The 24,633-nt window shown below is 69.7% G+C and carries 31 protein-coding genes and 1 pseudogene; 15 read left to right on the top strand and 17 right to left on the bottom strand.

From position 1 onward, the window contains the following. The first annotated feature begins 271 nt into the window (after window positions 1–271). From ACYVF7_RS35095 to ACYVF7_RS35070, 6 genes are all read left to right on the top strand, one after another. Window positions 272–1,147: a helix-turn-helix domain-containing protein gene (locus ACYVF7_RS35095; RefSeq protein WP_460349201.1), complete on the top strand. Its 876-nt coding sequence runs from the start codon at window positions 272–274 to the stop codon at window positions 1,145–1,147. A gap of 10 nt (window positions 1,148–1,157) precedes the next feature. Next, window positions 1,158–1,304, top strand: coding sequence for a DUF397 domain-containing protein (locus tag ACYVF7_RS35090; protein WP_460349198.1), 147 nt, complete (start codon window positions 1,158–1,160; stop codon window positions 1,302–1,304). 611 nt (window positions 1,305–1,915) lie between these two features. Then, window positions 1,916–2,062 (top strand): hypothetical protein, encoded by a 147-nt coding sequence (locus tag ACYVF7_RS35085; protein ID WP_460349196.1) that lies wholly within the window; start codon window positions 1,916–1,918, stop codon window positions 2,060–2,062. Window positions 2,063–2,071: 9 nt separating this feature from the next. Beyond that, window positions 2,072–3,376: an L-seryl-tRNA(Sec) selenium transferase gene (gene selA, locus ACYVF7_RS35080; protein WP_460349194.1), complete on the top strand. Its 1,305-nt coding sequence runs from the start codon at window positions 2,072–2,074 to the stop codon at window positions 3,374–3,376. Beyond that, entirely contained in the window at window positions 3,367–5,127 is a 1,761-nt protein-coding gene (gene selB / locus ACYVF7_RS35075; protein WP_460349192.1) for a selenocysteine-specific translation elongation factor, read from the top strand. The genes selA and selB overlap by 10 nt, the downstream gene beginning before the upstream one ends. A 119-nt stretch (window positions 5,128–5,246) precedes the next feature. Further along, on the top strand, window positions 5,247–6,440 hold the full coding sequence (locus ACYVF7_RS35070; RefSeq protein ID WP_460349190.1) for an RtcB family protein: 1,194 nt from the start codon (window positions 5,247–5,249) through the stop codon (window positions 6,438–6,440). Window positions 6,441–6,930: 490 nt separating this feature from the next. On the opposite strand, the gene ACYVF7_RS35065 is transcribed toward ACYVF7_RS35070, so the two are convergent. The 3 genes from ACYVF7_RS35065 to ACYVF7_RS35055 all read right to left on the bottom strand — a co-directional run bounded on the left by ACYVF7_RS35065 (window position 6,931) and on the right by ACYVF7_RS35055 (window position 9,003). Continuing rightward, entirely contained in the window at window positions 6,931–7,566 is a 636-nt protein-coding gene (locus ACYVF7_RS35065) for a DUF6082 family protein (RefSeq protein ID WP_460349188.1), read from the bottom strand. 532 nt (window positions 7,567–8,098) lie between these two features. Then, window positions 8,099–8,479, bottom strand: coding sequence for a transposase (locus ACYVF7_RS35060; protein WP_460349186.1), 381 nt, complete (start codon window positions 8,477–8,479; stop codon window positions 8,099–8,101). Continuing rightward, window positions 8,476–9,003: a helix-turn-helix domain-containing protein gene (locus tag ACYVF7_RS35055; protein ID WP_460349184.1), complete on the bottom strand. Its 528-nt coding sequence runs from the start codon at window positions 9,001–9,003 to the stop codon at window positions 8,476–8,478. The genes ACYVF7_RS35060 and ACYVF7_RS35055 overlap by 4 nt, the downstream gene beginning before the upstream one ends. 187 nt (window positions 9,004–9,190) lie before the next feature. Here ACYVF7_RS35055 and ACYVF7_RS35050 point away from each other — a divergent pair. Next, window positions 9,191–9,657: pseudogene (locus ACYVF7_RS35050) on the top strand (transposase); the annotation flags it as partial. A 497-nt stretch (window positions 9,658–10,154) separates the two neighbouring features. Here the strand turns inward: ACYVF7_RS35050 and ACYVF7_RS35045 are convergent. Further along, window positions 10,155–10,649: a hypothetical protein gene (locus ACYVF7_RS35045; RefSeq protein ID WP_460349182.1), complete on the bottom strand. Its 495-nt coding sequence runs from the start codon at window positions 10,647–10,649 to the stop codon at window positions 10,155–10,157. A 224-nt stretch (window positions 10,650–10,873) separates the two neighbouring features. Here ACYVF7_RS35045 and moaA point away from each other — a divergent pair, with 224 nt between their 5' ends. The 4 genes from moaA (at window position 10,874) to ACYVF7_RS35025 (ending at window position 13,387) form a co-directional block, all read left to right on the top strand. Next, window positions 10,874–11,863: a GTP 3',8-cyclase MoaA gene (moaA, locus tag ACYVF7_RS35040; RefSeq protein WP_460349180.1), complete on the top strand. Its 990-nt coding sequence runs from the start codon at window positions 10,874–10,876 to the stop codon at window positions 11,861–11,863. A gap of 9 nt (window positions 11,864–11,872) precedes the next feature. Then, window positions 11,873–12,184, top strand: coding sequence for a DUF3467 domain-containing protein (locus ACYVF7_RS35035; RefSeq protein ID WP_460349178.1), 312 nt, complete (start codon window positions 11,873–11,875; stop codon window positions 12,182–12,184). Between the two features lie 395 nt (window positions 12,185–12,579). Continuing rightward, entirely contained in the window at window positions 12,580–13,164 is a 585-nt protein-coding gene (gene mobA, locus ACYVF7_RS35030; RefSeq protein WP_460349176.1) for a molybdenum cofactor guanylyltransferase, read from the top strand. Further along, window positions 13,157–13,387: a DUF6457 domain-containing protein gene (locus tag ACYVF7_RS35025; RefSeq protein WP_460349174.1), complete on the top strand. Its 231-nt coding sequence runs from the start codon at window positions 13,157–13,159 to the stop codon at window positions 13,385–13,387. Before mobA ends, ACYVF7_RS35025 begins: the two co-directional genes overlap by 8 nt. Before the next feature lie 254 nt (window positions 13,388–13,641). Here the strand turns inward: ACYVF7_RS35025 and ACYVF7_RS35020 are convergent, their stop codons facing one another. Continuing rightward, window positions 13,642–14,295: a DUF1275 family protein gene (locus tag ACYVF7_RS35020; RefSeq protein WP_460349172.1), complete on the bottom strand. Its 654-nt coding sequence runs from the start codon at window positions 14,293–14,295 to the stop codon at window positions 13,642–13,644. A gap of 339 nt (window positions 14,296–14,634) precedes the next feature. Continuing rightward, window positions 14,635–14,841, bottom strand: a complete 207-nt coding sequence (locus tag ACYVF7_RS35015) for a hypothetical protein (protein ID WP_460349169.1) — start codon at window positions 14,839–14,841, stop codon at window positions 14,635–14,637. 250 nt (window positions 14,842–15,091) lie between these two features. Between ACYVF7_RS35015 and ACYVF7_RS35010 the strand changes: the two genes are divergently transcribed. Beyond that, the gene (locus ACYVF7_RS35010) at window positions 15,092–15,763 is read left to right on the top strand and encodes a hemerythrin domain-containing protein (RefSeq protein ID WP_460349166.1); all 672 of its coding nucleotides are present in this window, start codon (window positions 15,092–15,094) and stop codon (window positions 15,761–15,763) included. Here ACYVF7_RS35010 and ACYVF7_RS35005 read toward each other — a convergent pair. Continuing rightward, entirely contained in the window at window positions 15,753–15,923 is a 171-nt protein-coding gene (locus tag ACYVF7_RS35005; protein ID WP_460349162.1) for a hypothetical protein, read from the bottom strand. The genes ACYVF7_RS35010 and ACYVF7_RS35005 overlap by 11 nt on opposite strands. A 111-nt stretch (window positions 15,924–16,034) precedes the next feature. On the opposite strand from ACYVF7_RS35005, the gene ACYVF7_RS35000 reads away from it, so the two are divergent. Further along, complete coding sequence (locus tag ACYVF7_RS35000; RefSeq protein ID WP_460349159.1) at window positions 16,035–16,202, top strand: hypothetical protein; 168 nt, start codon at window positions 16,035–16,037, stop codon at window positions 16,200–16,202. Here ACYVF7_RS35000 and ACYVF7_RS34995 read toward each other — a convergent pair. The 8 genes from ACYVF7_RS34995 to ACYVF7_RS34960 all read right to left on the bottom strand — a co-directional run bounded on the left by ACYVF7_RS34995 (window position 16,147) and on the right by ACYVF7_RS34960 (window position 20,319). Then, window positions 16,147–16,413 (bottom strand): hypothetical protein, encoded by a 267-nt coding sequence (locus ACYVF7_RS34995; protein ID WP_460349157.1) that lies wholly within the window; start codon window positions 16,411–16,413, stop codon window positions 16,147–16,149. The genes ACYVF7_RS35000 and ACYVF7_RS34995 overlap by 56 nt on opposite strands. A gap of 53 nt (window positions 16,414–16,466) precedes the next feature. Further along, window positions 16,467–16,595 carry a hypothetical protein gene (locus tag ACYVF7_RS34990; protein WP_460349155.1) on the bottom strand — a complete coding sequence of 43 codons (129 nt, stop codon included), beginning with the start codon at window positions 16,593–16,595 and terminating at the stop codon, window positions 16,467–16,469. After that, the gene (locus tag ACYVF7_RS34985; protein ID WP_460349152.1) at window positions 16,588–16,857 is read right to left on the bottom strand and encodes a monovalent cation/H(+) antiporter subunit G; all 270 of its coding nucleotides are present in this window, start codon (window positions 16,855–16,857) and stop codon (window positions 16,588–16,590) included. The genes ACYVF7_RS34990 and ACYVF7_RS34985 overlap by 8 nt, the downstream gene beginning before the upstream one ends. Continuing rightward, the gene (locus tag ACYVF7_RS34980) at window positions 16,854–17,099 is read right to left on the bottom strand and encodes a monovalent cation/H+ antiporter complex subunit F (RefSeq protein WP_460349149.1); all 246 of its coding nucleotides are present in this window, start codon (window positions 17,097–17,099) and stop codon (window positions 16,854–16,856) included. Before ACYVF7_RS34980 ends, ACYVF7_RS34985 begins: the two co-directional genes overlap by 4 nt. Next, window positions 17,093–17,527 (bottom strand): hypothetical protein, encoded by a 435-nt coding sequence (locus tag ACYVF7_RS34975; protein WP_460349146.1) that lies wholly within the window; start codon window positions 17,525–17,527, stop codon window positions 17,093–17,095. The genes ACYVF7_RS34980 and ACYVF7_RS34975 overlap by 7 nt, the downstream gene beginning before the upstream one ends. Further along, the gene (locus tag ACYVF7_RS34970; protein ID WP_460349143.1) at window positions 17,524–18,558 is read right to left on the bottom strand and encodes a cation diffusion facilitator family transporter; all 1,035 of its coding nucleotides are present in this window, start codon (window positions 18,556–18,558) and stop codon (window positions 17,524–17,526) included. Before ACYVF7_RS34970 ends, ACYVF7_RS34975 begins: the two co-directional genes overlap by 4 nt. 355 nt (window positions 18,559–18,913) lie before the next feature. Further along, window positions 18,914–19,267: a DUF3099 domain-containing protein gene (locus tag ACYVF7_RS34965; RefSeq protein ID WP_460349141.1), complete on the bottom strand. Its 354-nt coding sequence runs from the start codon at window positions 19,265–19,267 to the stop codon at window positions 18,914–18,916. After that, the gene (locus tag ACYVF7_RS34960) at window positions 19,264–20,319 is read right to left on the bottom strand and encodes an alpha-hydroxy acid oxidase (RefSeq protein ID WP_460349139.1); all 1,056 of its coding nucleotides are present in this window, start codon (window positions 20,317–20,319) and stop codon (window positions 19,264–19,266) included. The genes ACYVF7_RS34965 and ACYVF7_RS34960 overlap by 4 nt, the downstream gene beginning before the upstream one ends. Before the next feature lie 85 nt (window positions 20,320–20,404). On the opposite strand from ACYVF7_RS34960, the gene ACYVF7_RS34955 reads away from it, so the two are divergent. Then, window positions 20,405–20,617 (top strand): dodecin, encoded by a 213-nt coding sequence (locus ACYVF7_RS34955; RefSeq protein ID WP_460349136.1) that lies wholly within the window; start codon window positions 20,405–20,407, stop codon window positions 20,615–20,617. 78 nt (window positions 20,618–20,695) lie between these two features. On the opposite strand, the gene ACYVF7_RS34950 is transcribed toward ACYVF7_RS34955, so the two are convergent. Then, complete coding sequence (locus tag ACYVF7_RS34950) at window positions 20,696–22,087, bottom strand: metallopeptidase TldD-related protein (RefSeq protein ID WP_460349133.1); 1,392 nt, start codon at window positions 22,085–22,087, stop codon at window positions 20,696–20,698. Then, window positions 22,084–23,583 (bottom strand): TldD/PmbA family protein, encoded by a 1,500-nt coding sequence (locus ACYVF7_RS34945; RefSeq protein WP_460349130.1) that lies wholly within the window; start codon window positions 23,581–23,583, stop codon window positions 22,084–22,086. Before ACYVF7_RS34945 ends, ACYVF7_RS34950 begins: the two co-directional genes overlap by 4 nt. 116 nt (window positions 23,584–23,699) lie before the next feature. Here ACYVF7_RS34945 and ACYVF7_RS34940 point away from each other — a divergent pair, with 116 nt between their 5' ends. Continuing rightward, a complete protein-coding gene (locus ACYVF7_RS34940; RefSeq protein ID WP_460349127.1) occupies window positions 23,700–24,404 on the top strand; it encodes a beta-ketoacyl-ACP reductase in 705 nt (234 codons plus the stop codon). Window positions 24,405–24,633: the final 229 nt, after the last annotated feature.

Below are 24,633 nucleotides of genomic sequence, written 5' to 3'. Positions count from 1 at the left end.
TGGTGGTCATGTGGTCAGCGTCACAAGATGGGAAGGGCGGCGGCCGAGGTGATTGCCGTGCTGCTATGTATGCGGGTAGCGGTGCAAGGCCGCCGGCTCGGTTCGTCATCGATTCGCCGTACCTCGCCCGCTAAGGTATATTGCGTCGCAAGTTTCACTAAAGGTTGCGACGGCGATTTCTTGACACCATTACGGCTGACCTCTATAACGGTTATGCCATGTAGTAACGCACGGCCGAGGGAGTCTCGTCGGTCGGCTGGGGAGGACAAAGGTGCCCGGGCCCAGTAGTGGCACGGTTCGTAACCGTAGACTGGCCACAGAGCTGCGCCGCCTCCGTGAGAGAGCCGAACTGACCGGTGATGACGTCGCCGAGCGTCTCGGCTGGTCCGCCTCGAAGGTCAGCCGCATTGAAAACGCCCGTCAAGCCCCCCGTCTAGGAGACGTGAGGAGCTTGCTGGAGCTCTACGGTGTCGAGGGCACGTACCGCGAGCAGCTTCTCCAACTCGCCAGGGACGCGGTGCGCAAGGGATGGTGGGAGGCCTACTCCGACGCCCTTCCCGAGCCGTACGCCTCCTATATCGGCCTGGAGATGGAGGCGGAGGAGATCCGCCAGTGGGAGACGCAGGTCGTTCCCGGTCTGCTCCAGACGGAGGCCTACGCGTCGGCGATCGAGCAGTGGCTCCATTCGATCGAGATGGTCCCGCCGAGCCGGGTGGACGCCCGTGTGGAGACCCGGCTGGCGCGCCAGTCCGTGCTCACTCGCGAGACACCGCTGCGGCTTTCCATCGTCCTTGATGAGGCCACCCTGCTGCGGCGTTACGCGGGCACGGAAGTCATGCGCGAGCAGCTCGAACACCTCCTGGAATTGGCCGAACTCCCCAACCTCACCCTTCAAGTTCTTCCACTTGACGGGCCCCATCCGACCGCCACGGGGTCCTTCACGCTTCTGCAGTTCCCGCAAGTCGGCGGTATAAAGTTCCATGATGTCACGTATATCGAGCACCTAAACGGCTGCTCATATCTCGAAGAAGAGACCGAAACCTACCGGCATAGGCTCACTTTCGAACGACTCAGTGCAGAGGCGCTCGGGCCTGCGGAATCCATGGACCTGATCTCCAGGATTGCCCGGGATGCGTGGAGACCTTAGATGAAGGGAGGTGACAACAGTGCAGGAAGTAGTGGAGCATCCCGGCGTCATTTGGCGCAAATCGTTCCGAAGCATGGCCAATCAGGCGTGCGTCGAGGTCGCTTTGACGACTTCGGTCGGCGCGGAGGCTGACTCGGCAGATTCGATTAGGCCCTGAATTATGGCAACTGAATAACCTGAACTGCAAGATCGCTCGCAGATCCACTGTGAGCGACAGTGTGTGATTTGGTCCCACTTCCTTCGTTGACGTTGCGGGGGAAGTGGGCTTTCTTTCGATGTCGAATGGTGCATGGCGGAGCGCAAATGTCCGAGTCGGCCATCGTCCTGTCCAGGGTAGGAAGTCAAAGCGTGCCCTTACGGCGCGGCTCCGGAGGCGACCCAACCCAGCGTGCGATCATTGCCATGGCAGACCGGCCAGAGGGCGGATGGGCACCTCGGATCCGTCCGCCGGCGATGTCGCCCTGCAGCACATCGGCGATCACTCCGGCAGTGTTCGCCGGCTAGCGCGGCATGCCCGACGCTCCCATCGCGGAAGACCATCCTCAGTCGTTGCCTTCACTGTCGCCAATAGCAGGCACACGAGAAGATCGGCCAGGAAAGTCGCGCCGAGGAAGTCGGGACGGTCGCCTGCGCAAACGCCGACGTCGCGTCCGCTCAGCGTCACAAGCATGAGGCCGACCGCGGCCAGGATGGTGGCGATCCATAAACTCCGGGCGGTAACTGGAGGTGTGGTCGGCGATCAAACCGGTCACGATCACGCCGACGCCCATGGTTGCGCTGACGATCCCGATGCTGGCGGTGGCCTTCTCCCGCGGGAAGGTGTTGCGGATGACGCCGATGGTCAGCGGGATCCGGGCGCAGTCGTGCGGCGTGTACGGAGACTGGCCGTGGCGTCCGGAGGCGGCCCGGTCGTAGGTTTCTGACATGGACAACCGACGCCGAGTTCCGCGCACGGACGCTGTGCTCGCCGACCCGCGCCTTGCGGAGGCGATCCTCCGGCTGGGGCGCGGCATCGTGAAGTCGGCGGTCGAGGTGGCACAGGAGCGCGCGCGTTGCGGTGAGATCGTTGCCGACGACGTAGCCGACGTGGCGGTCGGGTCGCTGCCAGCGCATGCCACGACCCTGCGACCGGTGATCAACGCGACGGGCGTTCTCCTGCACACCAATCTGGGCCGCGCCCCGCTGTCCGAGGCCGCCCGGGAGGCGGTGCTCGCCGCCGCCGGCTGCACCGACGTAGAGTACGACCTGGCCACCGGGCACCGGACACGGCGGGGCGCCGGCGCCCTCGCGGCCCTGGTGGAGGCGTGCCCGGCCGCCGAGGCGGCCCATGTCGTGAACAACAACGCGGCCGCCCTCGTGCTGGCCGCCACCGCGATCGCGCACGACCGGGAGATCATCATCAGCCGCGGCGAGATGGTGGAGATCGGGGACGGTTTCCGCCTCCCTGACCTGCTCGTCTCCACCGGCGCGCGGCTCCGCGAGGTCGGCACGACCAACCGCACGATCGCCGCCGACTACGAGGCCGCGCTCGGCCCCGACACCGGGTTCGTGCTCAAGATCCATCCTTCCAACTTCCGAATCGAGGGCTTCACCGCGCAGTCGTCAGTGCGCGAACTGGCCCGGCTCGGCGTCCCGGTCGTCGTCGACATCGGCTCGGGCCTGCTAGCCGCCGAGCCGACCCTGCCAGAGGAGCCCGACGCCGCCAGCGTCCTACGGGACGGCGCCGACCTCGTCACCGCCAGCGGTGACAAACTGCTGGGCGGTCCGCAGGCGGGCCTGCTGCTGGGCCGGGCCGACCTGGTCGAACGCCTGCGGCGCCATCCCCTAGCCCGCGCGCTGCGCGTCGACAAGCTCACCCTCGCCGCCCTCGAGGCGACCGTCCGCGGCCCTCGAACGCCCACCACGCACGCCCTGCACGCCGACGCCCGCGCACTGCGACACCGGGCCGTGCAGCTGGCCAAGCGGCTGACCGAGCACGATGCTTCGGCCGTCGAATCCGTCGCCCGGGTCGGCGGCGGCGGAGCACCCGGCGTCGAACTGCCGAGCGCGGCCGTCAGCCTCCCCGCGTCGTACGTCGACCCGCTGCGCCGCGCCGGGATCGTCGGCCGGCTCGAGTCGGGCCGCCTGCTCCTCGATCTGCGCACCGTCCCGGCCGAACTCGACGACGCCGACTTGATCGGGCGGATCGAGCGGGCGGTCGCGGCAGGGGAGGGGCGCCGGTGCATGTGATCGCCACCGCTGGCCACGTCGACCACGGCAAGTCCACGCTGGTCCGGGCGCTTACCGGGATGGAACCGGACCGCTGGGCCGAGGAGCGCCGCCGTGGCATGACCATCGGCCTCGGGTACGCCTGGACGACGTCGCCGTCGGGAGAGCGGATCGCGTTCGTGGACGTCCCCGGCCACGAACGCTTCGTCACCACCATGCTCGCCGGCGTCGGGCCCGTGCCCGCCGTGATGATCGTGGTCGCCGCCGACGAGGGCTGGATGCCCCAGTCCGCCGAGCATCTGGCGGCGATCGACGCCCTCGGGGTCCGCCACGGCCTCCTCGTGGTCACCCGCGCCGACCTCGCCGAGGCTGGCGCCGCCCGCGACCAGGCGGCCGCGGAGATCGCCCGCACCGGTCTGGGGCAGGTCGAGGCGGTGACCGTGAGCGGCGCCACCGGCGCGGGCCTGCCCGTCCTGCGAGACGCCCTCGACCGGCTGGTCGCCCGGCTTCCCGCGCCCGACGTCGCGGCGCCCGTCCGGGTCTGGGTCGACCGCGCCTTCACGATCAAGGGCAGCGGCACGGTGGTCACCGGCACCCTCCCCGCCGGGACGATCCAGGTCGGCGCCGAGCTCCGCCTCGACGGCCGCCCGGTACGCGTCCGGGCCCTGCAGACGCTCAAGGAGGCCGCCGACACCGTACCCGCCGTCGCCCGTGTGGCGATCAACCTGCGCGGCGTCGACCGCGACGAGGTCGCCCGCGGCATGGCGCTGACGAGCGACGAGTGGACGGTCACCGACCTCGTCGACGTGCGCCTCCACGGTGCGGCGGCCCGGACGCTGCCCCGCGAGCCGGTCCTGCATATCGGCTCCGCCGCCGTTCCCGTACGCCTGCGGCCCCTGGGCGACGACACCGCGCGGCTCGTCCTGACCCGGCCGCTGCCTCTGCACATCGGCGACCGGGCGCTGCTGCGCGACCCGGGCGCCCGCCGCGTCGCCGGGGTCACCGTGCTCGACGTACGGCCGCCGGCGCTGCGGCGGCGCGGAGCGGCCACGGCGCGCGCGCAGGAACTTGCGTCCGGCACCCCGGACGCCGCGACTCTCCTTCGCCGGTACGGGCTGATCCGCGAACACGACCTCCGGGCGATGGGCGTCTCGCCGGACGCGGAGCCCGTCGCCGCCGACTGGCTCGCCGACCCGCCCCACTGGGCCGCCCTCCGGCACCGCCTGGCGGAGGAGGTGCGCGGGCACGCGGCGGCCGACCCGCTCAACCCCGGCCTGCCGGTCGAGGCGGCCCGCTCCGCGCTCGGGCTGCCCGACCGCCGCCTGGTGGACGCGCTGGTGGAACCCCCGTTGCGCCTCGGCGCCGGCCGGATCCACGAGCCGGGCGGCGCGGCCCTCCCGCAGCCCATCGCCGACGCCGTACGGCGGCTGCGCGACGATCTGGAGAAAGAGCCGTTCCGCGCCCCGGAGGCGGGCCGGCTGGCCGAGCTGGGGCTGACGGAGCGGGCGCTCGGCGCGGCCGTCCGATCCGGCGCCCTGCTCAAGATCGCCGATGGGATCGTCCTGCTGCCGGGCGCGGACGCCGAAGCGGCACGCGTCCTGGCCGGGCTGCCCCAGCCGTTCACGGTCAGCGAGGCGCGCCACGCCCTCGGCACCAGCCGCCGGGTGGCGGTGCCCCTCCTGGAGCACCTCGACCGGAGCCGCGTCACCGTACGAGCGGAGGACGGCCGCCGCACCCTCACCCCAGGCCGGGGATGCCGGTCGTCGGGATGACCGGCACCGCATCCGCCGGACGCCGCGCACCCGTCACCGAGCATTAATTCGGTTGAACCGGGCAGGCCTCGTCTGGCGTCATAGACCCGGCTCACCGACGATCTGGAGAGGAGATGGTGATGCCGTACCGCACGATCAAGGGCGGCCACGTTCCGATCCGGATGTGGACCGACCCGGCCGACGTCGAATCGGTGGCGCTCGACCAACTGCGCAACGTCTCGAGCCTGCCGTGGGTGCACGGCCTCGCGGTCATGCCCGACGTGCACTACGGGAAGGGCGCGACCGTCGGCTCGGTGATCGCGATGCGCGATGCCGTGGCGCCGGCCGCGGTCGGCGTGGACATCGGCTGCGGGATGACCGCGGTCAAGTCCAGCCTCACCGTGGCGGACCTGCCGGACGACCTGAGCCGCCTGCGGGCGAAGATCGAGAAGGCGGTGCCGGTGGGGCGTGGGGCGCACAAGGTGCCCGTCGACCCCTCGGCCGTACCCGGGCTGAAGGAACGCAGCTGGTACGAGTTCTGGAAGCGGTACGACGAGCTGGCGCCGGTCGCGCGGTCCCGCCGGGGCAAGGCGACGTCGCAGCTCGGCACGCTCGGCTCGGGCAACCACTTCCTGGAGGTCTGCGCCGACGACGAGGGCTCGGTATGGATCGTCCTGCACTCCGGGTCGCGCAACATCGGCAAGGAGCTGGCCGAGCACCACATTGAGGCCGCGATGCGCCTGCCGCACAACCAGGACCTGCCCGACCGCGACCTCGCCGTCTTCATCAACGGCACCCGGAAGATGGAGGAGTACCGCCGGGACCTGTTCTGGGCGCAGGACTACGCTCGGCGCAACCGCGCCCTGATGATGGCCCTTACCCAGAACGTCGTCACGCGGTTCTTCGCCGGCAAGCGCGTCCGCTGGGACGACGTCATCTCCTGCCACCACAACTACGTGGCGGAGGAGGTGTACGACGGCGTTGAGCTGCTCGTCACCCGCAAGGGCGCGATCCGCGCGGGCGACGGGGACCTGGGCATCATCCCGGGATCGATGGCGACCGGCACGTACATCGTGCGCGGATTGGGCAACGAGAAGGCCTTCAACTCCGCGTCGCACGGCGCGGGCCGGAGGATGAGCCGCAACCAGGCGAAGCGGTCGTTCACTGTCGACGACGTGATCGAGCAGACAAAGGGCGTCGAATGCCGGAAGGACTCCGGGGTGATCGACGAGATCCCCGGGGCGTACAAGGACATCGAGTCGGTGATCGAGGCGCAGTCCGACCTCGTGGAGGTGGTCGCCCACCTGCGCCAGCTGATCTGCGTCAAGGGCTAGATTGGCCTTCTGAACTGCTGGGATGTTCGTCTCGTGGAACATCTAGGGCACTCCGCTCCGGATCTGCCCTGGAGATCGCCGGGTGCGAATGAGCCGGTAACGCGGTGGCGTGATGCATTTTGCGTCCTCAGCGGATCGGGCTGACACCCCAAGATCTGCTCGCGAATCGCCAGGCAGGTTCCACACTGTTGTTCACGGCCATCGCGTTTGTTCCTTTGCATCGACGGATCACGCGATGGCCGTCTCATATCACGCCGCCACGCCTGTTACCAGCGTAAACGCTCATGCCGCATCCGTAGCCATAACCATCCCTAGACGTCGACGTTTTGGCTCTGCTCAATCAGCGTCTGGGTCATCGCGTGGCGCGGGACGGTCAACCATCCTATTCCACTTAGAGGAATATCGAAAGGTGTCACACTAAGCGCCCCGGATGCCTGAACCGTACGATGGCTCAAGCAACCTATGATCGTGTTAGTGGTGGTAGAAGCGATTACCGAGAGGCGCGGGAGATTTTGCGATAAATGGCACCACCGATAAGAATCGCGCATGTTGCCATAGCTATAGCGACGTCGCGAGACTCAGTGGCGGTCCGGCGATTTCCTCCTGATGCTCGTTCATGAGTGGTTGGCGTTTCTGGTCTGGTTACTTCACGGTAGCTTTCGTGGGCAATCTCCATAAAGCGGTGCATTCTTTTGTTGGCGTCAGTCGGCCACCAGTTATTTCCGTAGAGCTCCCAGTATTTTCGTCCTGGTTCCGCTGCGAATAGCTCAATGGTTAGGAGTGCCCGGAGGCTTGGCTCGTCGATACTCTTGGTCTCCCAGAGATAGGCAAATTGGTTGATGATCATGCTTACGTAGAGCGATTGGCGTCTTTCGTCATGCGATCGATGGTGTGGAAGGCTGGCCCAGCAGGCCATGTAAACTGGATCACTCATTGCCATATTCATAAGCTCCGAATGTGTAGTCCTCGCTCCATGTCGCCGAGCATGTAGGGCGTCCATTGATTGCAATATTAGAGAATAGGCAACACCTGCGACGGCAAGCGTGCTAAGTATGGCCGAAATTGCTCCATAAGACTGACCGATGTTACTGAGTTGCGCCCAGTCGATATTGCGTTCTTTGGTCATTTTATTTAGCGCAAGAGGGGATGCGGCTATTAGTAGAAGGGTGATGCTGGTCAGAAAAATAAGCGTCGCAGGTCGTCTCGCTTGAGACGCTCTCCGTAGGAGGGTGCTTGAATCTGAAGTTGATCGACGGGAGGTCGCCATGGTGTGCTCCTATGTCCGTAGGTGGGAGGCTTATGTTGGACGTACGTGAAGGACGGTGCGTGCCATGACATTAGACCGAGGGGCTCGTCGAGAGGGTCTATCCGGAGCACGATCGAGATGAGTGCGCACCGTGCCCGAAGATGGCATCAGGGGCCGACCTGTAGCGGAGAGTAGACGATCAAGCCGCTTGCGCTAGTGCCGCGTCATGCAACGTTGGTCATGTAACCGGTCCAGGTGCGGATCGTTGATTCGGGGGCGAAGTCGCGTTTGGGCTGAGCACGGGCCTTGCGCCAGCGGACGTATCCGGCGATCGCGTCGCCTTGTTCGGAGTGGGTGCGGTGGTCGGTGCCGGACAGGGCGAAGTAGCGCAGGCGGCGAACTCGGCTTCGATCTAGTTCAGCGACGAGGCGTAGGTGGGCAGGAAGACCAGTTCGATGTCGTGGCCGGATGCCCAGGACATCACGTCGGGGTGTTTGTGGGGCGAGAAGTTGTCCAGGACCAGGTACAACTTCTCGCCCGGCCGGCGGGCGCGCAGGATCTTCAGGAATGACAAGGACTCATCGGATCGTTTCCGCGCGCGGATCCGGTAGATCATCTTGCCGCTGGTCAGGTCGAGGGCGGCGAGCATGTGCCGGACCCCGCCCCGGCGGTTGTAGGTGGCGCGCGACCGGGCCTGGTGACCGGCCGCCCGCCATGCGTGTCCGGGTCGTGGTTGCAGGTTCAACGCCGAACTCGTCGGCGCATACCACCCGGCCATCGGCCGGCGGGTCATCGTAAAGCTCCAGGACACGGCGCATCTTTGGTGATGAAGTCCGGGTCGCCTGAGGCCTTCCAGGTCTTGGTGGCCTGCCAGGTGATCCAACCGGCCCGCAGGATCTGCCGGATCGACTCGCGGCTGATGGATGCGACCACCCCGGTGGCCACCAGGTGTTCGGCGGGTTTGCTCAGGCTCCACGTGCTGAAGGGCAGGCCCAGGTCGCGGGGGCGGCATCGGGTGATCAGGCGGATCCGGCGGCGGACCGCCTCACCGATCGTCTTCGGCCTGCCCCCGCTCCATTTTGGGTCCAGGGCCTTGAACCCGATGTCGTTGAAGTCATGAATCACGCCACGGACGTACTCCGGTGAGCAGTCCAGCAGGTGAGCGATGTCCGGGACGCTTTGGCCCTGAGCCGACATCAACACCACGATCGCCCGCCGCAGCTTCACCGGATCCTTCGAGGTCCGCCCGATCCGCTGCAACCGCTGGCCTTCGCTCATCGTGACCGGCCGGACGGAAACCTCCGGGGGACGCCCCATCAACCACCTCCGAGATCGCATTCGAAAGCAGCCTGGCCAACACCTGGCTAAAGATCAATTACACGAACGATCTTGGACACGGCACTAGTCGTGGGTGTCTACGGCGACTCGTTCCAGACCGTGTGCGACCGGGCGAGCGTTCAGATGCGTGTGACCAACTACGCGCAGGGATGATTCACGACGCTGTCGCGCCGCAGGCGTCGACGTGCTGGTGGCGACTGGCGTGAATGCCGATGGGCATCGGGAGATTCTCGGGTGGAGGTGACCTTGGCGAGGACGGGTTCCGGTTGGCTGGCGTCTTGCGCGGCCTAGCGTCGGGTTCAGCTGGTCATCTCCGATGCCCACCGGGGCCCGAGGCCGTCGCTCTGGCGCTGCTGGGCGCGGCCTGGCAGTGCCGCCGCACCCACTACCTGCAGAATCTGCTGACCAAGGTTCGGAAGTCGGCTTAGCCGTGGGTCGCGACCTTGGTGCGGACCATCTTCGGCCAGTCCGCCGCCGAGGAAGTGGCCGCCCAGCACGGCCGGGTCATGCCCAGTCTGGAGGCTAAGTGTCCCGACGCCGCTGCTCATCTGGACGAGGCTCATGCGGGCCTTCACTGGCGTCCTGTGCGAGATCTGGCGGCAGATCTGGACGAACAGTCCTCAAGAACGGCTAAGGATGTGACCAGATCATCCAAGAGGCTCAGTTGGGGCAGTCCAGGAGCAGTCCAAGGGCAGAGACGACACATCCAGATTGTTGCCGTTGGCCATAGCGGTTCAGTCCAACCTGCTCCTTAACCGCCTGCCTTGTAGCCAGACCGTTCCCAAAGGACAGCCAGGGCAGAGCAGATGAGTGCCGTAGACACTAGAAGCAGGGGTCATGCCCCAGGTCAGAAAGCAATCGCCCGCGTTCGGCCTGATCACTTAGACTCGCCGCATCTCCTGCGTGAAGGGCTGACGGAACGCCCGCCGGGCCACTGCGCCCCGGCGGGCGCCGCAGGCTCACCTGGAGCCGTTGAGCCGTCCCCACCGAAGAGGTGGGGACGGCTCCGGCGTGCTCACGGCGATGCTCGCCTCGTCGCCGGCTCGTTCGTCACCGGCTGCGGATCGCCGCCCGGGCCCCTACCAGGGCTCGATCTCGCTCGGCGGCTCGCCGCTCGCATACCGCCGGTCTCAGTCCATCCAGGGCTTGAGAGGACCGACCTTGATCTTCGAGCTCGGGTTCTTGGCATTCCACCGGACCGGCTTGAAGGTCCCGCCGTGACGCTGGATCGAGACACTGACGTACGCCGGACGGACGGTGTGCTTGCCCCCGAACGTGTAGGTCAGGTGGAACACCGCCTGGTGCTTCGGCCCGACCAACACCTTGCCCGGGGTGCCCAGCCAGAAGCTGATGACCCGGTGCTTCTTGTCGAGCAGCTTGACGAGCGGCCGGCCGCTGAGAAGGCAGTTCTTCTTGCCCTTCGTGCTGATCGACAGCGGCTGGTCGATCTTGTTCTTGCCCACGACGAAGTCGTGGGCGAAGGCGAGGACCAGCTTGTTCTTGGCGACCGAGCAGGCGGCCGGCTTGGCGGTCGGGGAGACGGCGGCCTGCGCCGGGGACGCGAGACCGAACGCGGCGATCGCGCCGGCGACGCCGGTGGCCGCGAGCGTGGTGCTGAGCTTCACCTGGGTGACTCTCACTCTCCATAGGAGGCGGCTCCCGCTGGGCGCGGGAGGGACGGGCGTGCCCCGTCCAGTCACCATGATCATGTAACTTCACGGGGCCGTTCCGTGCTTTCTGGAGAAATGCCGAAAGATCGCTAAACGTCACAGAAGGCCGGGCGGGGCGCGCAGATCGTTGGTGTGGCGACATAGGCTGAAGTGTCCGTATCGATAGAGGGGGTTCGTCCTTGTTGGTGGACGGCTTCGGCCGGGTGGCGACCGATCTTCGTGTATCGCTCACCGACCGCTGCAACCTGCGTTGCACTTACTGCATGCCCCCGGAAGGCCTCGAGTGGCTGCCCAAGCCGGAGCTCCTCACCGATGAGGAAGTGATCCGCCTGGTCACCGTCGGCGTCGAGCGCCTCGGAATCACCGAGGTCCGCTACACCGGAGGCGAGCCACTGCTCCGCAGGGGGCTGGTGGACCTCGTGGCGCGCACTACCGCGCTGCGCCCGCGCCCACAGGTGTCGCTGACGACCAACGGCATCGGCCTGGCCCGGCTCGCCGAGCCGCTGCGCGACGCGGGCCTTGACCGGGTGAACGTCTCCCTCGACACCCTCGACCGCGACACGTTCGCCCGGCTCGCGCACCGGGACCGGCTGCCGGACGTGCTCGCCGGGCTCGACGCCGCCGAGCGCGCGGGACTGCGGCCGGTGAAGGTCAACACGGTGCTCATGCGCGGCGTCAACGACCAGGAGGCGGTGCCGTTGCTGCGCTTCTGCCTCGACCGAGGCTACGAGCTGCGGTTCATCGAGCAGATGCCCCTCGACGCCCAGCACGGCTGGCGGCGGGAGAACATGGTCACCGCCGATGAGATCCTCGACCGGTTGACGGCGGAGTTCACGCTGGTCCCGGAGGACGCCGCCGCCCGCGGCAGCGCCCCTGCCGAGATCTTCCTCATCGACGGCGGGCCGGCCAGAGTCGGTGTCATCGGCTCGGTCACCCGGCCGTTCTGTGGGGCGTGCGACCGCGTCCGGCTCACCGCGGACGGCCAGATCCGCAACTGCCTGTTCGCCCGAGAGGAGTCCGACCTGCGCGGTGCTCTGCGCTCCGGCGCGTCCGACACCGAGCTCGCCGAGCGCTGGACGGCCGCCGTGGCGGCCAAGCGCGCGGGCCACGGCATCGACGACATCGGTTTCCTGCAGCCCGCACGTCCGATGTCCGCGATCGGCGGGTAAAAAGACGACGTGACGGATCAGCCGAGCGAACACCGGGTCGAGATCAGCGTGCCGCCCGACCACGAGGTCGGCGTGTACGCCGGCTTCGCCTCCGTGTGGCGCACCCAGGACTCCTTTGTGATCGACTTCTCCACCGCCGTACGCCCGCCCGAGGTGATGGAGGACACCGAGAGCGGCACCTCCTACGTCCACGTCCCGGCCCAGGTGGTGTCCCGCGTACGGATCCCGCCGAGCCAGGTCTGGGAGCTCATGAAGGCCCTCGAGCAGAACCTCAGCGCCTACGAGCGCGAGAGCGGCAAGAGCCCGCATGAGGACGGCTGATCCGGAGGGCGAGGACGCGCATGACGCCAGGCGTTCCGGCGGCGAGGCCGCGCACGGCGGCGGACGGGCCGGGGGGTGAAGCCGCGTATGACGGCGGACGGGCCGGGGGTGAGGTCGCGTACGGCGGCGGGCGATGCGATCCGGGACGGGAATGTGTATGACGGTGGGCGTTCCGGCGGCGGGGCCGCGCATGACGGCGGGCGATGCGATCCGGGGCGAGGGCGTGTACGACGGTGCGCGTTCCGGCGGCGGGGCCGCGAATGCCATCGGACGGGTCGGGGGTGAGGCCGTGTACGGCGGCGGGCGATGCGATCCGGGGCGGGGGCACGTATGACGGTGGGCGAGTGGTGGCGAGTGCGCGTGGCACGGCAGGCGATCCGGCGGCAGGAGCGGCCGTGACGGTGGTCGACCCGTACGATGCTGTGATCCTCGCCGGCGGGGCCGCGTCGCGGCTTGGCGGCGCCGACAAGCCAGGAACGCTCGTCGGCGGCCGGTCGCTGGTGTCCCGCGTCGGTACGGCGGTGGCGGACGCGGAGCGGATCGTGCTCGTCGGGCCGGACCGTCCGGAGCTGCCCGCCGCCGTCACCGTACGCGAGGATCCGCCGGGATCCGGACCGGTTCCCGCGTTGCGGGCCGGGCTGGCGCAGGTCCGGGCGCCGTCGGTGGCCGTCCTCGCCGCCGATCTGCCGTTCCTCACCACGGACGACGTCAACGCGCTGCGCCGCCGGGCGCGGGGCCGGTCCGGGGCCGTCTTCGTCGATGACGGAGACCGGCCGCAGTGGCTGGCCGGCGTGTGGCGGACCGCCGGCTTGCGCGCCGCCCTCGCCGGGTATTCCGGTGCTTCGCTGCGGGGGCTGATGGCGCCGCTCGAACCCGCCCGTCTGCGAGCGACCGTGCATCGCCGGCCCGCGTGGTACGACTGTGACACGGAGGACGACGTCGCCGAGGCGGCACGGCTGATCGAGGAGAACGGTGCTTGACGACTGGCTCGACACGGCATGCGCGGAGCTGGGCATCGACCCCGCCGAGGTGGACCGTGACCTGATCCTCGACCTCGCGCGCGACGTCGCGCACGGAGTGGCGCGACCCGCCGCTCCGCTCACGGCCTACCTGCTCGGGCTGGCCGTGGGCCGAGGCGAGCCCGCCCGAGACGCGGCCGCCCGCGTCACCGCCCTCGCCGCCGACTGGGACGCGAGCCACTGACGCCGCGATGCGTCGACGCGGAAGCCGCTGGCTCCGCGCGGCACTGACAACGCGAGGCGCCGGCTCCGCGAGGTGCTGATCACGCGGAACGCGGGCCCGGGGGTCGGGTGCCGTCGCGCTGCGGTTACGGACGTTGTGCGGCGCTGAGGTCGCGAGCTGGTGACGCTGCGATGCGTCGACACGGAAGCCGCTGACCGCGCGATGCGCCGGTTCCGCGAGGTGCCGGCGCGGGACCGGCGGCCGCTGGTCAGCGGTCACGGTCGTCGGTGAGAAGGCGCGGTCGGGCCGAGGACGCAGGTCGTCACGACGATGAGGGCGGCGGCCAGCGGAAGCCCGGGTGCCGCGGGGCGCGCCCAGGTCAGGAGGACCGCCTCGAGCGCGGCGCCGGTGAGGGCGGCGGCCAGCACTCCCAGCCGCCGTCGCATGGTGGGCGGGGAGCCGGTCGTGGCCAGTTCGGTCATGAGCGCGGTCAGCGTTCCGGTGAGGTAGGTGGTGGCGGCTCCGCTCACCGCGAGCGTATTGACCGCGGTGCTCTGCACGCCCATCGCCGCGGCGGACACCGCGATCAGAGTGATCTGCAGGACGGTGGCGGGGCGGGTGGCCACGGCAAGCCACACGGCGAGCACGGCGGTCTGTGCCGCCGGTACGACCGTCAGCACGCCGATGACGCGTCCGGGCCACGGGCCGGAGCCAGCGGGCCCGGTGTCTCTGAGCCATGAGGCCGCGCCGAGCACCCCGGAGGCGTACGCCGCGATCGACACGGCGGCGCGCACGGCTGCGCCGGGGTCGGTATGGACGACGGCGACGCCGAGCAGCACGAGGTTGCCGGTCATCACGCTGGTGAACACGGCACCGAGCGCGACGAAGCTGAACGCGTCGGCCGCTCCAGAACCCAGTGCGAGCAGCACGATCGCCGCCGTGACGGCTCCCGGCCGAGGCGTGCCCGGCGGCCGCGCGAACCATCGTGGCCGAGGCGGCCGACGAGGCGACCGGGTCTTGGAGGACCACGCGATCCACCGGTCCCGCGCGGACCTCGCGAAGCGTCTCCCCGGCGTCACATGGATCGTGTTCCCACCCGCGCACGTTCCAGGCAGCCCCGCGCACGTTTTGGGCCGCCGGGCGGTTGTTCCAGTCCGCGCGGCACACGTTTCAGGTCGTCGCGTGCATGTTCCAGGCCGCCCCGCGTGCATCGCGGGCCGCCACGCGAGCGTTCCGGGGCTGCCGCGTCCGCGGACTCGGTGAGACGCTCAGCGCACCTCGTCGACCGGGACGGTGTCGCGCAGAAAGCCCCGGCGGGACAGGAACGCGCTCAGGTGCTCCTTGTGCTCGTCGCAGGCGAGCCAGACCTTCCGCCGGTCGGGATCGTGGATTTTCGGGTTGTTCCAGCGGAGGGCCCATCGGGCGTCGGCCCGGCAGTCCTTGGCGGAGCACTGGAGGGGTTCGGAACCGGTCACCGTCCCAGTCTGACCGATCTCCGGCTCTGCCGAGGCCGTCGCGCGGCCGTCACGAGGCCATCGCGCGGCCGCCGAGCCGCCCTTGCCTGCCAGGCAGGTCATCCCCAATCTAACCCTGACTGTCCGTATTTGCGGGCATTAGTTTGCGTCGGGGGTCGCGGGGTAGGCGGGGCGCAACGGTTGAGCAGACAGCCGACTCCGCGTGGGCGGGGGCTGTCGCTCGCCCAGGGTCGGCGGACAAGGAGGCATCGTGCCGACCCATCGTGGGTCCCGGAACGTCATCGACGTTCTCACTCGGGATCACCGCCGAGTCGAGGACATGTTCGTCCGCGTCATCGCGCTCTCTCCCGGAGACAGACGACGCCGTTACGTGGTGGCGAGAGTGATCACTGAGCTCATGCGCCACGCTGTCGTCGAGGAGGAGTACCTCTATCCGGCGGTGCGCGCGCACGTACCGGACGGGGACCGGCTCGCCGCGGAGAATCTTGCCGCCCATGCCCGGGCCCGTCAGACGATCAAGGAGCTGGACGGCCTCGACCCGTCCGACGCGCGATTCGACGAGGTCTTCCGCCGCCTGGTCGGGACGACCCGTGAGCACCTCGAGCACGAGGAGGCGAACATCTTCCCCCGGCTGGCTGGCGCCTGCGATTCCGACATGCTTCGCGAGCTCGGCAGGAAGGTCGAACGCGCCGAGCGGGCGACGTCCGCCTGGCCGTCCGCCGGCACGGCGGACGTTCCGCCGATCGGGGGCTGGGACGGATGGTTCCAGCGCGGGTTCGGCGGCTGGCCGGCACGCGGCTTCGATCTGCCCACACGCGGCTTCGACCTGCCCGCACGCGGAGTCGGCGGGTGGCCCGCACCCGGATTCGGCGGGTGGCCCGCACATGGGCTGGACGGGAGGTCCGCCCGCCTCACACCATGAACAGGAGCAGGCCGAAGAACGCCACCCCCGCAGTGAGCCAGGCGGCGTAGTCCCCGACATGGCCCGAGTGCGCCGCACGCAGCCGTGACGTCACCGGGCGCAGGACCCTCGGTGCCCCATGCCGCAGGCTGAGCACGGCGACCGCGGCCGCCAGCACCACGCCAGCCGCTCCACGTTCGTGCGGATGTGGCCGGGGAACTCGTGCTTCCCCCGCGAAGATGAGTCCGATTTCCCGACGCAGTGACATAAAGCGATGATACGGTCACGATTCGTGAAGGTCGTGATGCAGGTAAAGCTGATGCCGACGCCCGTGCAGGCGGCGGCGCTGAAACACACCCTGCGCACGGTCAACGAAGCCGCATGCTGGGTATCCGGTGTGGCCTTCAAGCGCGGGGTGCCGCGCGAGTACGAACTGCGCAAGTACAGCCCGGTCCTTTGAGGACCGAGAAGCTGACCGCTCCGTGCACTGCCTGCGGCTCCTCCGCCTTGTAGCCCGTCAAGACGTACGCGATGACACCCATGAGCTCGAAGAAGACGAAGGCGTCGAACAGGTCGCCGGTCAGCGTGAACGCGCACATCGCGGTCGCGAACAGCAGCATCAGCGCGTGGTAGATCGCCATCACCGCGAGGATCGTCACCACCGCGATCACGTCGACCAGCCGCCGCGGGATCCATCGTCCGGTCGCCGCGAGCAGGATCGCGATCAGAACGGGTGTCGCGCCCCGTAGGCGGACAGCACGATCGCCTGGCGTACCGGGTCGCGGGTGAGCACCACCCCGGTCGCCATGACGACCACGAGCAGGAGGGCCGCGTAGACGAGCGCCTCACCCATCGGAGGTCCGCCTCGCCCGTGCGGCCGCGACGACGGTGGCGGGACCGGTGGAGACCAGGAGAACGCCGATGAGGACGAGCTTGAGGACGTCGTGCCAGGACGACCACTGCCGCAGGGCCAGCCCGGCGATGATGAGAGGCACGGCCAGCGCGGTCGCGGGCCCGACGAAGTGCAGGAGTGCGAACAGGTCCCGGGCGAGCAGCAGCCGGAGCGCGGTGAGGACGGTGACGGCCGATCCCAGCCCGATCAGGACGGCGCTCACAGCGTCCGCCCGATGAACCGGGCGAACACCAGCGAGCCCGCGAACGACAGCAGGCCGAGGACGAACGCGACGTCCAGGTAGGCCGGCCGCCCGTACGCGGCGGCCAGCAACAGCAGGACGAGCGTGGCCACCGGCCCGGCGAGGATCAGCCCCGTCAGGCGGTCGGCAGGGTCTCCCCGCAGTGTGACGAGCAGGCAGGGGCCCACCGCTCCGACCAGTAGGGCCAGGGCGGCGATCAGCATGACGTCACCTCGCGTTCGAGGTGGGATGGGTGGGTCTCCGCCCGGTGCAGGAGCAGGACCTCGCTGTCCTCCGAGACCCGCGCGACGTACGTCCCCGGCGCCACCGAGAGCACCAGCGTCGCCATGCCGCCTCCCCGTCCGGGTGGCACGGGCACATCGGCGAACCCGCCCCGGACCGGCCGGAACAACACCGCGCAGTCCCGCAGGATCTGCGACGGAAGGAGCAGCAGGACGCGGAGCCGCGGGGGAGAGAGGGGCACGCCGCGCAGCAGGACCCGTCGCGTCGCGACTGCTACCGCGGCGCCGACGACCGCGCCGGCGAAGCCCACCACGAGTTCGGTCGGCGAGACGGTGGAGATGATCACCACGTAGATCGCGTACAGGGCCGCCCACCAGATCAGGGGTTCCAGCACGGCACGCGCGGTCACGCGGGCCGACCGGTGACGGGGTCGTCGTCCTCCGAGCCCGCCCGCGGCCTGTCGCCGTCGTCGGAACACGAAGGGCCGTATACCCGCTCGCCCGGTTCGAAACGCGGTCGTTCGGCGGCGGACCGGCGCCGGGTCGGGTCGATGAACACGTGCGGGGTCACGGAGAGCCGCTCGCGGACCCGCCGGTCGACGTCCTCGGCGAGGTCCTCGACCCGGTCGGCGGTGATCCCGTCGCCGAAGCTCGCCCGTGCGGCGATGAGGAGGTGGTCGGGCCCGATGCGCATGGTGAGCAGTTCGAGAACGTCGTCGATCCCCTCCGTGGCGTCGATCTCCTCGGCGATCAGCCGCTGCTCGTCGGGGTCGGCGGCGTGGCCGATGAGCATCTCCCTGCTGTCGCGGCCGAGCCGGAACGCGACGACGATCAGCAGGATCCCCACGGCGACGGACGCCGCGCCATCCCACGTCGACGACCCGGTGATCTGGGTGAGGACCAGGCCGATCGCGGCCAGGCCGAGGCCGATGACCGCGGCCGAGTCCTCGAACAGCGCCGCCTTCACGGTCATGTCGGGGCTGCGGCGCACGTGCTCCAGGACGCGGCGCCCCTGGTCGCCGGCCTCCTGGCGCATCTGCCGCGCGGCACGGGCGAACGAGGTGCTCTCGGCCACGAACGAGACCGCCAGCACGACATAGGCGATCCAGGGGCTCTCGTGCTGATGGGTCCGCGTCATGGCCAGGACGCCCTCGAAGACGGAGAAACCGGCCCCCGCGACGAAGATGCCGAACGCGGCCAGCAGCGACCAGAAGTAGCGCTCCTGGCCGTACCCGAAGGGATGCGCCTCGTCGGGCGGACGGTCGCCCTGCCGCAGCGACGCCAGCAGGAAGACCTGGTTGAGCGTGTCGGCGAGCGAGTGGGCCGCCTCCGCGAGCATCGCGCTCGATCCGGAGATCAGCCCCGCGGCCAGCTTGGTCGCGGCGACGACGAGGTTGGCGGCGCCGGCGACGAGGACCGTGCGGCGCGTTGACCGATTCATGGGGGTCTCGTTACCCGTGAGGGAGTGTCCATGCGCCCACGAGACCCGTGGGGAGAGTCCATGCGCCTACGAGGCCCGTGAGGGAGAGTCCATGCGCCTGCGAGGCCTGCGGCGCGCGGCCCGCGCCAGGATGGCCGGATCCGGCGATCGGATGTCCTGACTAGGCCTTACAGCTTGTCAGACCGGCTGGCCGGAGAAATGGCGACGCCGGGAGGATACGGGGGCAATCCTCCCGGCGTCGCGATCATCGGTGTTCCGACGGGGGCCCGGAACACCGGCACGGGCGCCCCGACGGGGGACCAGGGCGCCGGTACAAATCGTACACCGAACCCCCCCTGAGTTAGTCAAGAGATTGTCACGAGCCGATTTCGTCGTGAGGGCCGGAAATCTGTTTTCGGTCAACGTCACTTGCCTCATATGGTGCGAATCGGGCACCAGACTCAGGTTCGCGTCCGCCGTTGGCAAAGATCACGGCAATATACGGCAGCACGACCGATGCGATCAGCGCGACGACCGCCAGCAAGCGCCAGGCGCCGGGCAGCGCGAAGGCGAAGAGGATGCTCAGCAGGAAGCAGAGCGCCCGGATGCCCATCATGATCAGATACCGGCGCTCGCGGTAGCGGATGTCCTCGGACAGCGGCTTGCGCGCGTCCGTCACGGTGTAGACCACCGGCTGTTCGCGTCGCCGGCCGCGCGGTTTGACCCTCACTCCTCCACGTTAGTCCCCGGGTCGGTCCGGGCAAGCCCCCGGGTGATCTCCGCCGTCGTGGCCGTCCCCGCCAGCCCCATCGCCCGCGTCAGCGCGTCGCCCAGCTCCGTCAGCCCGGCGGTCACCGCGTCCGCGCCGCCCACGGCCAGGCACCACAGCGCCGGCCGTCCCACGAACACCATGCGCGCCCCCAGCGCCAGCGCCCGGAGCACGTCCACGCCGGTACGGACGCCGCCGTCGGCGTACACCTCGGCGGCGTCGCCCACCGCGTCGGCGACCTCGGGCAGGGCCTCCGCCGTCGCGACCGCGCCGTCGAGCTGGCGCCCGCCGTGGTTGGACACCCACACGCCCGCCGCGCCCGCCGCGACGCACTCCCGTGCGTCGTCGCCGCGCAGGACGCCCTTGACCACGACCGGCAGGCCGGAGACGTCCCGCAGCGCGGCGACGTCGGCATAGGTCACGTCCGCCGCCTGCTCGGCGAGGGCCCGGTCGAACCCCGGCCCGAGGTTCACCCCGAACATCTCGTCCGGGATCAGCCCGGCGTCCCGGTCCCGGCGCCGCCGCCCAAGGTACGGCGTGTCACCCGTCAGCACGATCGCCGTCGCCCCGGCCGCGGCGGCCCGCCGTACGAGCTCCCGCGTCAGGCCGCGGTCGCGCAGGACGTACGCCTGGAACCACCACGGACCGGCCTCGGCGGCGACCTCCTCGATCCGCCGGGAACTGCGCGACGAGACCGTCAGCAGCGCACCCGCCCGCCGAGCGCCGCGCGCCATCGCCACCTCGCCCTCCGGATGGGCGAGCCGCTGATAGCCGACCGGGGCCACGCCGACCGGAGCCGGCAGCTCCCGGCCGAGCACGCTGACCCGCGAGTCGATCCTCGAGACGTCGCGCAGGACCCGCGGACGCAGCCGTACGGCGCGCCAGGCCGCCTCATTGGCGGCGAGGGTCGTCTCGTCACCGGCGCCGCCGGCGTAGAAGTCGAAGACGTCGGATGCCAGGGCCTGCCGCGCCCGCTCGACGAGCCGCCGATGGTCCGCTTCATTGGAGAACACGGCAGCCAGCCTGCCCCACATCACCGCATGGGGCGCACGGTGCGTGGGAAGAGGTCGATCAAAACCGCCCCGTGGGAGGAACGCCATGACGGATCGGACGTACCGGGTAACGGAGATCGTGGGCACCTCGCCGGACAGCGTGGACGCCGCGATCCGCAACGGCCTCAGGAGGGCCGGGGAGACGCTCCGCCACCTGGACTGGTTCGAGGTGATCGAGGTGCGCGGGCAGATCGTCGACGGTGAGGTGGCGCACTACCAGGTCGGCCTGAAGGTGGGCTTCCGCCTCGAGGACTCCTGAGCGGAGCCTGGCGCCGGGCGCGCCGAGCATCGGAACGTCCCGGCCACCTCCGGCTGGAGGCGGCCGGGAGCGGCCGGGTCAGCTGGCCTTGCTGACCGTCGACATGTTGAAGTCCCGGATCCGCAGCGGCGGCATGGCCGTCCGGGTGAAGTAGTCCGACCACTCGCGCGCGAGCGTCCGCCCCGTCGCGCCGGCCTCTGCTACGCGCTGCAGCATCCCGACCGGGCTCTCGTTGAACCGGAAGTTGTTGACCTCGCCGACGACCTCGCCGTCCTCGACGAGGTACACCCCATCGCGGGTCAGCCCGGTGAGCAGGAGCGACTGCGGGTCCACCTCGCGGATGTACCACAGGCAGGTGAGGAGCAGCCCGCGCCGAGTGCCGGCGATCATCTCGTCCAGCGTGGCCGTGCTGCCCGGCACCTCCATGAGCAGGTTGTCGACCCCGGGCGTGAAGGGCAGGCCGGTCAGCCGCGCCGAGTAGCGGGACTGCATCAGCGCGGAGAGCCTGCCCTCGGAGATCCAGTCGACGGGGCGCAGCGCGACGCCGTTGTCGAACGCCGAAGAGTCGCGGCTGGACGCGTGCGCCACCACGAACGGCGTGCACTCGAGTCCGGGCGCGGCCGGGTCGCTGTACAGCCGGATGGGCGTCTCGGACAGGCTCTCGCCGACCCGCGTGCCCCCACCGGGCCTGCTGAAGACCGTACGGCCGTCGTGGGCGTCACGGGCCCCGGCCGACCAGTACAGGTACACCATCAGGTCGGCGACCGCGCTCGGCGGCAGCAGCGTCTCGTAGCGGCCCGCGGGCAGGTCGATCCGCCGCTTCCCCCACTCGAGCCGCCGGGCGAGCTCGTCGGCCATCCCGGCGACGTCGACGTCGCGGAAGTCGCGAGTGCCCACGCCGTTCCACGCGGACCGGGACAGATCGGCGGACTTGGCGTTCAGCTCGACCTTCCCGGTCGGCTCGTCGGACCGAAGCCGCAGCCCGGACGACGTGCCGAGGAAAGTGCTGCTCATCGTGTGCTCGGCGAAGCCGTAGAGCCGGCGCGCGTTCGCCTCGGCGGCGGCGAACGCCTCGCCGAGCGCCGGCGCGAAGCCCTCGAACACGCCGATCGACGTCTCGGCGGGCGGATCCTCCCAGCGGCCGGACGGCCCGGCCTCGGACGCGTCGGCCAGCGACGCGGCGTCCTCGGCCGGGGCGTTGTCGGCCGCCGCGCGCTCGGCGGCGCGGACGAGGTCCTCGATCTGGTCCTCGGTCACGCCCGTACGGGACATGACCCCGGTCGAGACGCCGTCGGCCTTCTTCTTGATCGCGATGACGGTGAGCCGCCGCGACCGGGCGATGCCGTTGGTCGTCAGCGTGTTGCCCGCCCAGCGCAGGTTCGTGCCGCTGGACTCATCGGCGATGACGACGCAGTCATCCGTGCGGGACAGCGACAGCGCCCGCTCGACCGTCTCCTGCGGGGTGGTCACTGGCCCGCCTCCTTCACCGCGTTGAGGATGTTGACGCCGCGGAACAGCGCGGAGGGCGCGCCGTGGCTGACCGGCGCGACCTGGCCGGGCTGGCCCTTGCCGCAGTTGAACGCGCCGCCGAGGACGTAAGTCTGCGGCCCGCCCACGGCCTCCATCGAGTTCCAGAAGTCGGTGGTGGTCGCCTGGTAGGCGGCGTCGCGGAGCTGGCCCGCGAGCCGGCCCTTCTCGATCTTGTAGAACCGCTGGCCGGTGAACTGGAAGTTGTAGCGCTGCATGTCGATCGACCAGCTCTTGTCGCCGACGACGTAGATGCCGCGGTCGACCCCGGCGATGAGCTCCTCGGTCGACGGGCCGTCCGGCGCCGGCTGCAGGGAGACGTTCGCCATGCGCTGCAGCGGCATGCTGGACGGCGAGTCGGCGAACGCGCAGCCGTTCGACCGCTCGGCCCCGGTCAGGTGCGCGATCCGCCGGTCCAGCTGGTAGCCGACGAAAAGGCCGTCGCGGACGATGTCCCACTGCTGGGTCTCGACGCCCTCGTCGTCGTAGCCGATGGTGGACAGGCCGTGCTCGGCGGTGCGGTCACCGGTGATGTTCATGACCTTGGAGCCGTACTGCAGGCTGCCGAGCTTGTCGGGCGTCGCGAAGGACGTGCCGGCGTACGCGGCCTCGTATCCGAGCGCGCGGTCGAGCTCGGTCGCGTGGCCGATCGACTCGTGGATGGTCAGCCAGAGGTTCGACGGGTCGATGACGAGGTCGTACGCCCCGGCCTCGACCGATGGCGCCGCGAGCTTCTCGGCGAGCAGCTCGGGGATGCGGGCCAGCTCGTCGTCCCAGTCCCACGTGCTTCCGGTGAGGAACTCATAGCCCCGGCCCACCGGCGGGGCGAGCGTGCGCATCGTGTCGAACGCCCCGTCGCGGATGCCGACGGCGTTCAGCACCGGGTGCAGCCGCACCCGCTGCTGGGTGGTCACGGTGCCCGCCGTGTCGGCGTAGAACTTGTTCTCCTTGACCTGCAGGAGCGACGCGTCGGCGTGCGCGACCCGGTCGTCGCCCAGCAGCCGGGCACTCCAGTCGGCCAGCAGGGCGATCTTGTCGCGTACGGGCACGTCGAAGGGGTCGACCTCGTAGGAGGAGATCCACACCCGCTCGCCGTGGGCCGGCTCGGCGGCCAGCTCGATGCGCTCGCGGTTGATGGCCTTGGCCACCTTGGCCACCTCGACCGCCTGCTCGGCCACGCGGGCGGCGGCGTCGGTGGTCAGGTCGATGCCCGCCGCGAACCCCCACGTGCCGTCCAGGATCACGCGGACGGCGAAGCCGACGTCGTCGGCGTCGAGGGCCGTCTCGAGATTGCCGTCGGACAGCCGCAGCGTCTGATGGCGGATGCGTTCGAGGCGGAAGTCGACGTGCTCGGCGCCGAGGTCGCGCGCTCTGGACAGTGCCGCGTCGGCCAGGGCGCGCGACGGCAGGGCGGTGAACTCTGGATCGATCTCTCGCACGGATGCAACCTATCGCGTCCTACAAAGACCGGCAGGTCTCCCTTGGCGGTGGCGTCCTCGTGTTACCTATCGGTAGCGCAATAGGCTCGCCACCGACCGAACTGGAGGTTTGTCGAATGAGTCGCTCCGTCCTCGTGACCGGAGGCAATCGCGGAATCGGGCTGGCCATCGCCCACGAGCTGAAGAACGCCGGGGACGCCGTCGCCGTGACCTACCGCTCCGGAGAGCCCCCCGAGGGCCTGTTCGGCGTGCGCTGTGACATCACGAGCACCGGGGACGTCGACGCGGCGTTCGGCAAGGTCGAGGCCGAGCAGGGCCCGGTCGAGGTGCTGGTGGCCAACGCCGGCATCACCAGGGACAACCTGCTCGCGCTGATGAGTGAAGAGGAGTTCACCTCCGTCCTCGACACCAACCTCACCGGCGCCTACCGTCTCGCCAAGCGCGCGGTGCGCGGCATGATGCGCAAGCGCAACGGCCGGATCATCCTGGTCTCCTCCGTCGTCGGGCTGCTCGGCTCCGGCGGCCAGGCCAACTACGCCGCCTCGAAGGCCGGGCTGGTCGGCTTCGCCCGGTCGCTCGCCCGCGAGCTCGGCTCCCGCAACATCACGGTCAACGTCGTCGCGCCCGGCTTCGTGGACACCGACATGACGGCGGCGCTGGGGGAGGACCGCCAGGCCGCGATCAAGAAGCAGATCCCGCTGGGCCGCGTCGCCCAGCCCGTAGAGATCGCCAAGGCCGTCCGCTTCCTGGCCGGGGAGGACGCCGCCTACATCACGGGCGCGGTCATCCCCGTCGACGGCGGCCTCGGCATGGGCCACTGACCGTCGGTGCCCCGGGCCGGCCGCCGATCACCGGCCGGCCGTCCGCGGGCACCTGCGGCCGGCGGACCGGCTCCCCGGGGAGCGGCGGCCGGTGGACCAGCTCCCGGAGGAGCGACGATCGGCGGATCGGCTCCCGGGGGAGCGATGGCCGGTGGATCGGCTCCCCGGGGAGCGACGATCGGCGCATCCTGACAACGAGCACCGGGCCGCAGCGCACGGCGGCCGATAT

This window comes from Actinoallomurus acanthiterrae, assembly GCF_054775715.1.
Note: the sequence above shows the minus strand (reverse complement) of the source record. Positions and strands in the feature narration are given on the sequence as shown.

Coding starts and splice junctions, on each gene's coding strand:
- ACYVF7_RS35085 (WP_460349196.1), top strand. CDS start 1,916: ATGGTTGCGCTGACGATCCCGATGCTGGCGGTGGCCTTCTCCCGCGGG.
- selA (WP_460349194.1), top strand. CDS start 2,072: ATGGACAACCGACGCCGAGTTCCGCGCACGGACGCTGTGCTCGCCGAC.
- ACYVF7_RS35070 (WP_460349190.1), top strand. CDS start 5,247: ATGCCGTACCGCACGATCAAGGGCGGCCACGTTCCGATCCGGATGTGG.
- ACYVF7_RS35065 (WP_460349188.1), bottom strand. CDS start 7,566: ATGACCAAAGAACGCAATATCGACTGGGCGCAACTCAGTAACATCGGT.
- ACYVF7_RS35060 (WP_460349186.1), bottom strand. CDS start 8,479: ATGACCCGCCGGCCGATGGCCGGGTGGTATGCGCCGACGAGTTCGGCG.
- ACYVF7_RS35055 (WP_460349184.1), bottom strand. CDS start 9,003: ATGGGGCGTCCCCCGGAGGTTTCCGTCCGGCCGGTCACGATGAGCGAA.
- ACYVF7_RS34990 (WP_460349155.1), bottom strand. CDS start 16,595: ATGGGTGAGGCGCTCGTCTACGCGGCCCTCCTGCTCGTGGTCGTCATG.
- ACYVF7_RS34980 (WP_460349149.1), bottom strand. CDS start 17,099: ATGCTGATCGCCGCCCTGGCCCTACTGGTCGGAGCGGTGGGCCCCTGC.
- ACYVF7_RS34970 (WP_460349143.1), bottom strand. CDS start 18,558: ATGAATCGGTCAACGCGCCGCACGGTCCTCGTCGCCGGCGCCGCCAAC.
- ACYVF7_RS34955 (WP_460349136.1), top strand. CDS start 20,405: ATGACGGATCGGACGTACCGGGTAACGGAGATCGTGGGCACCTCGCCG.
- ACYVF7_RS34940 (WP_460349127.1), top strand. CDS start 23,700: ATGAGTCGCTCCGTCCTCGTGACCGGAGGCAATCGCGGAATCGGGCTG.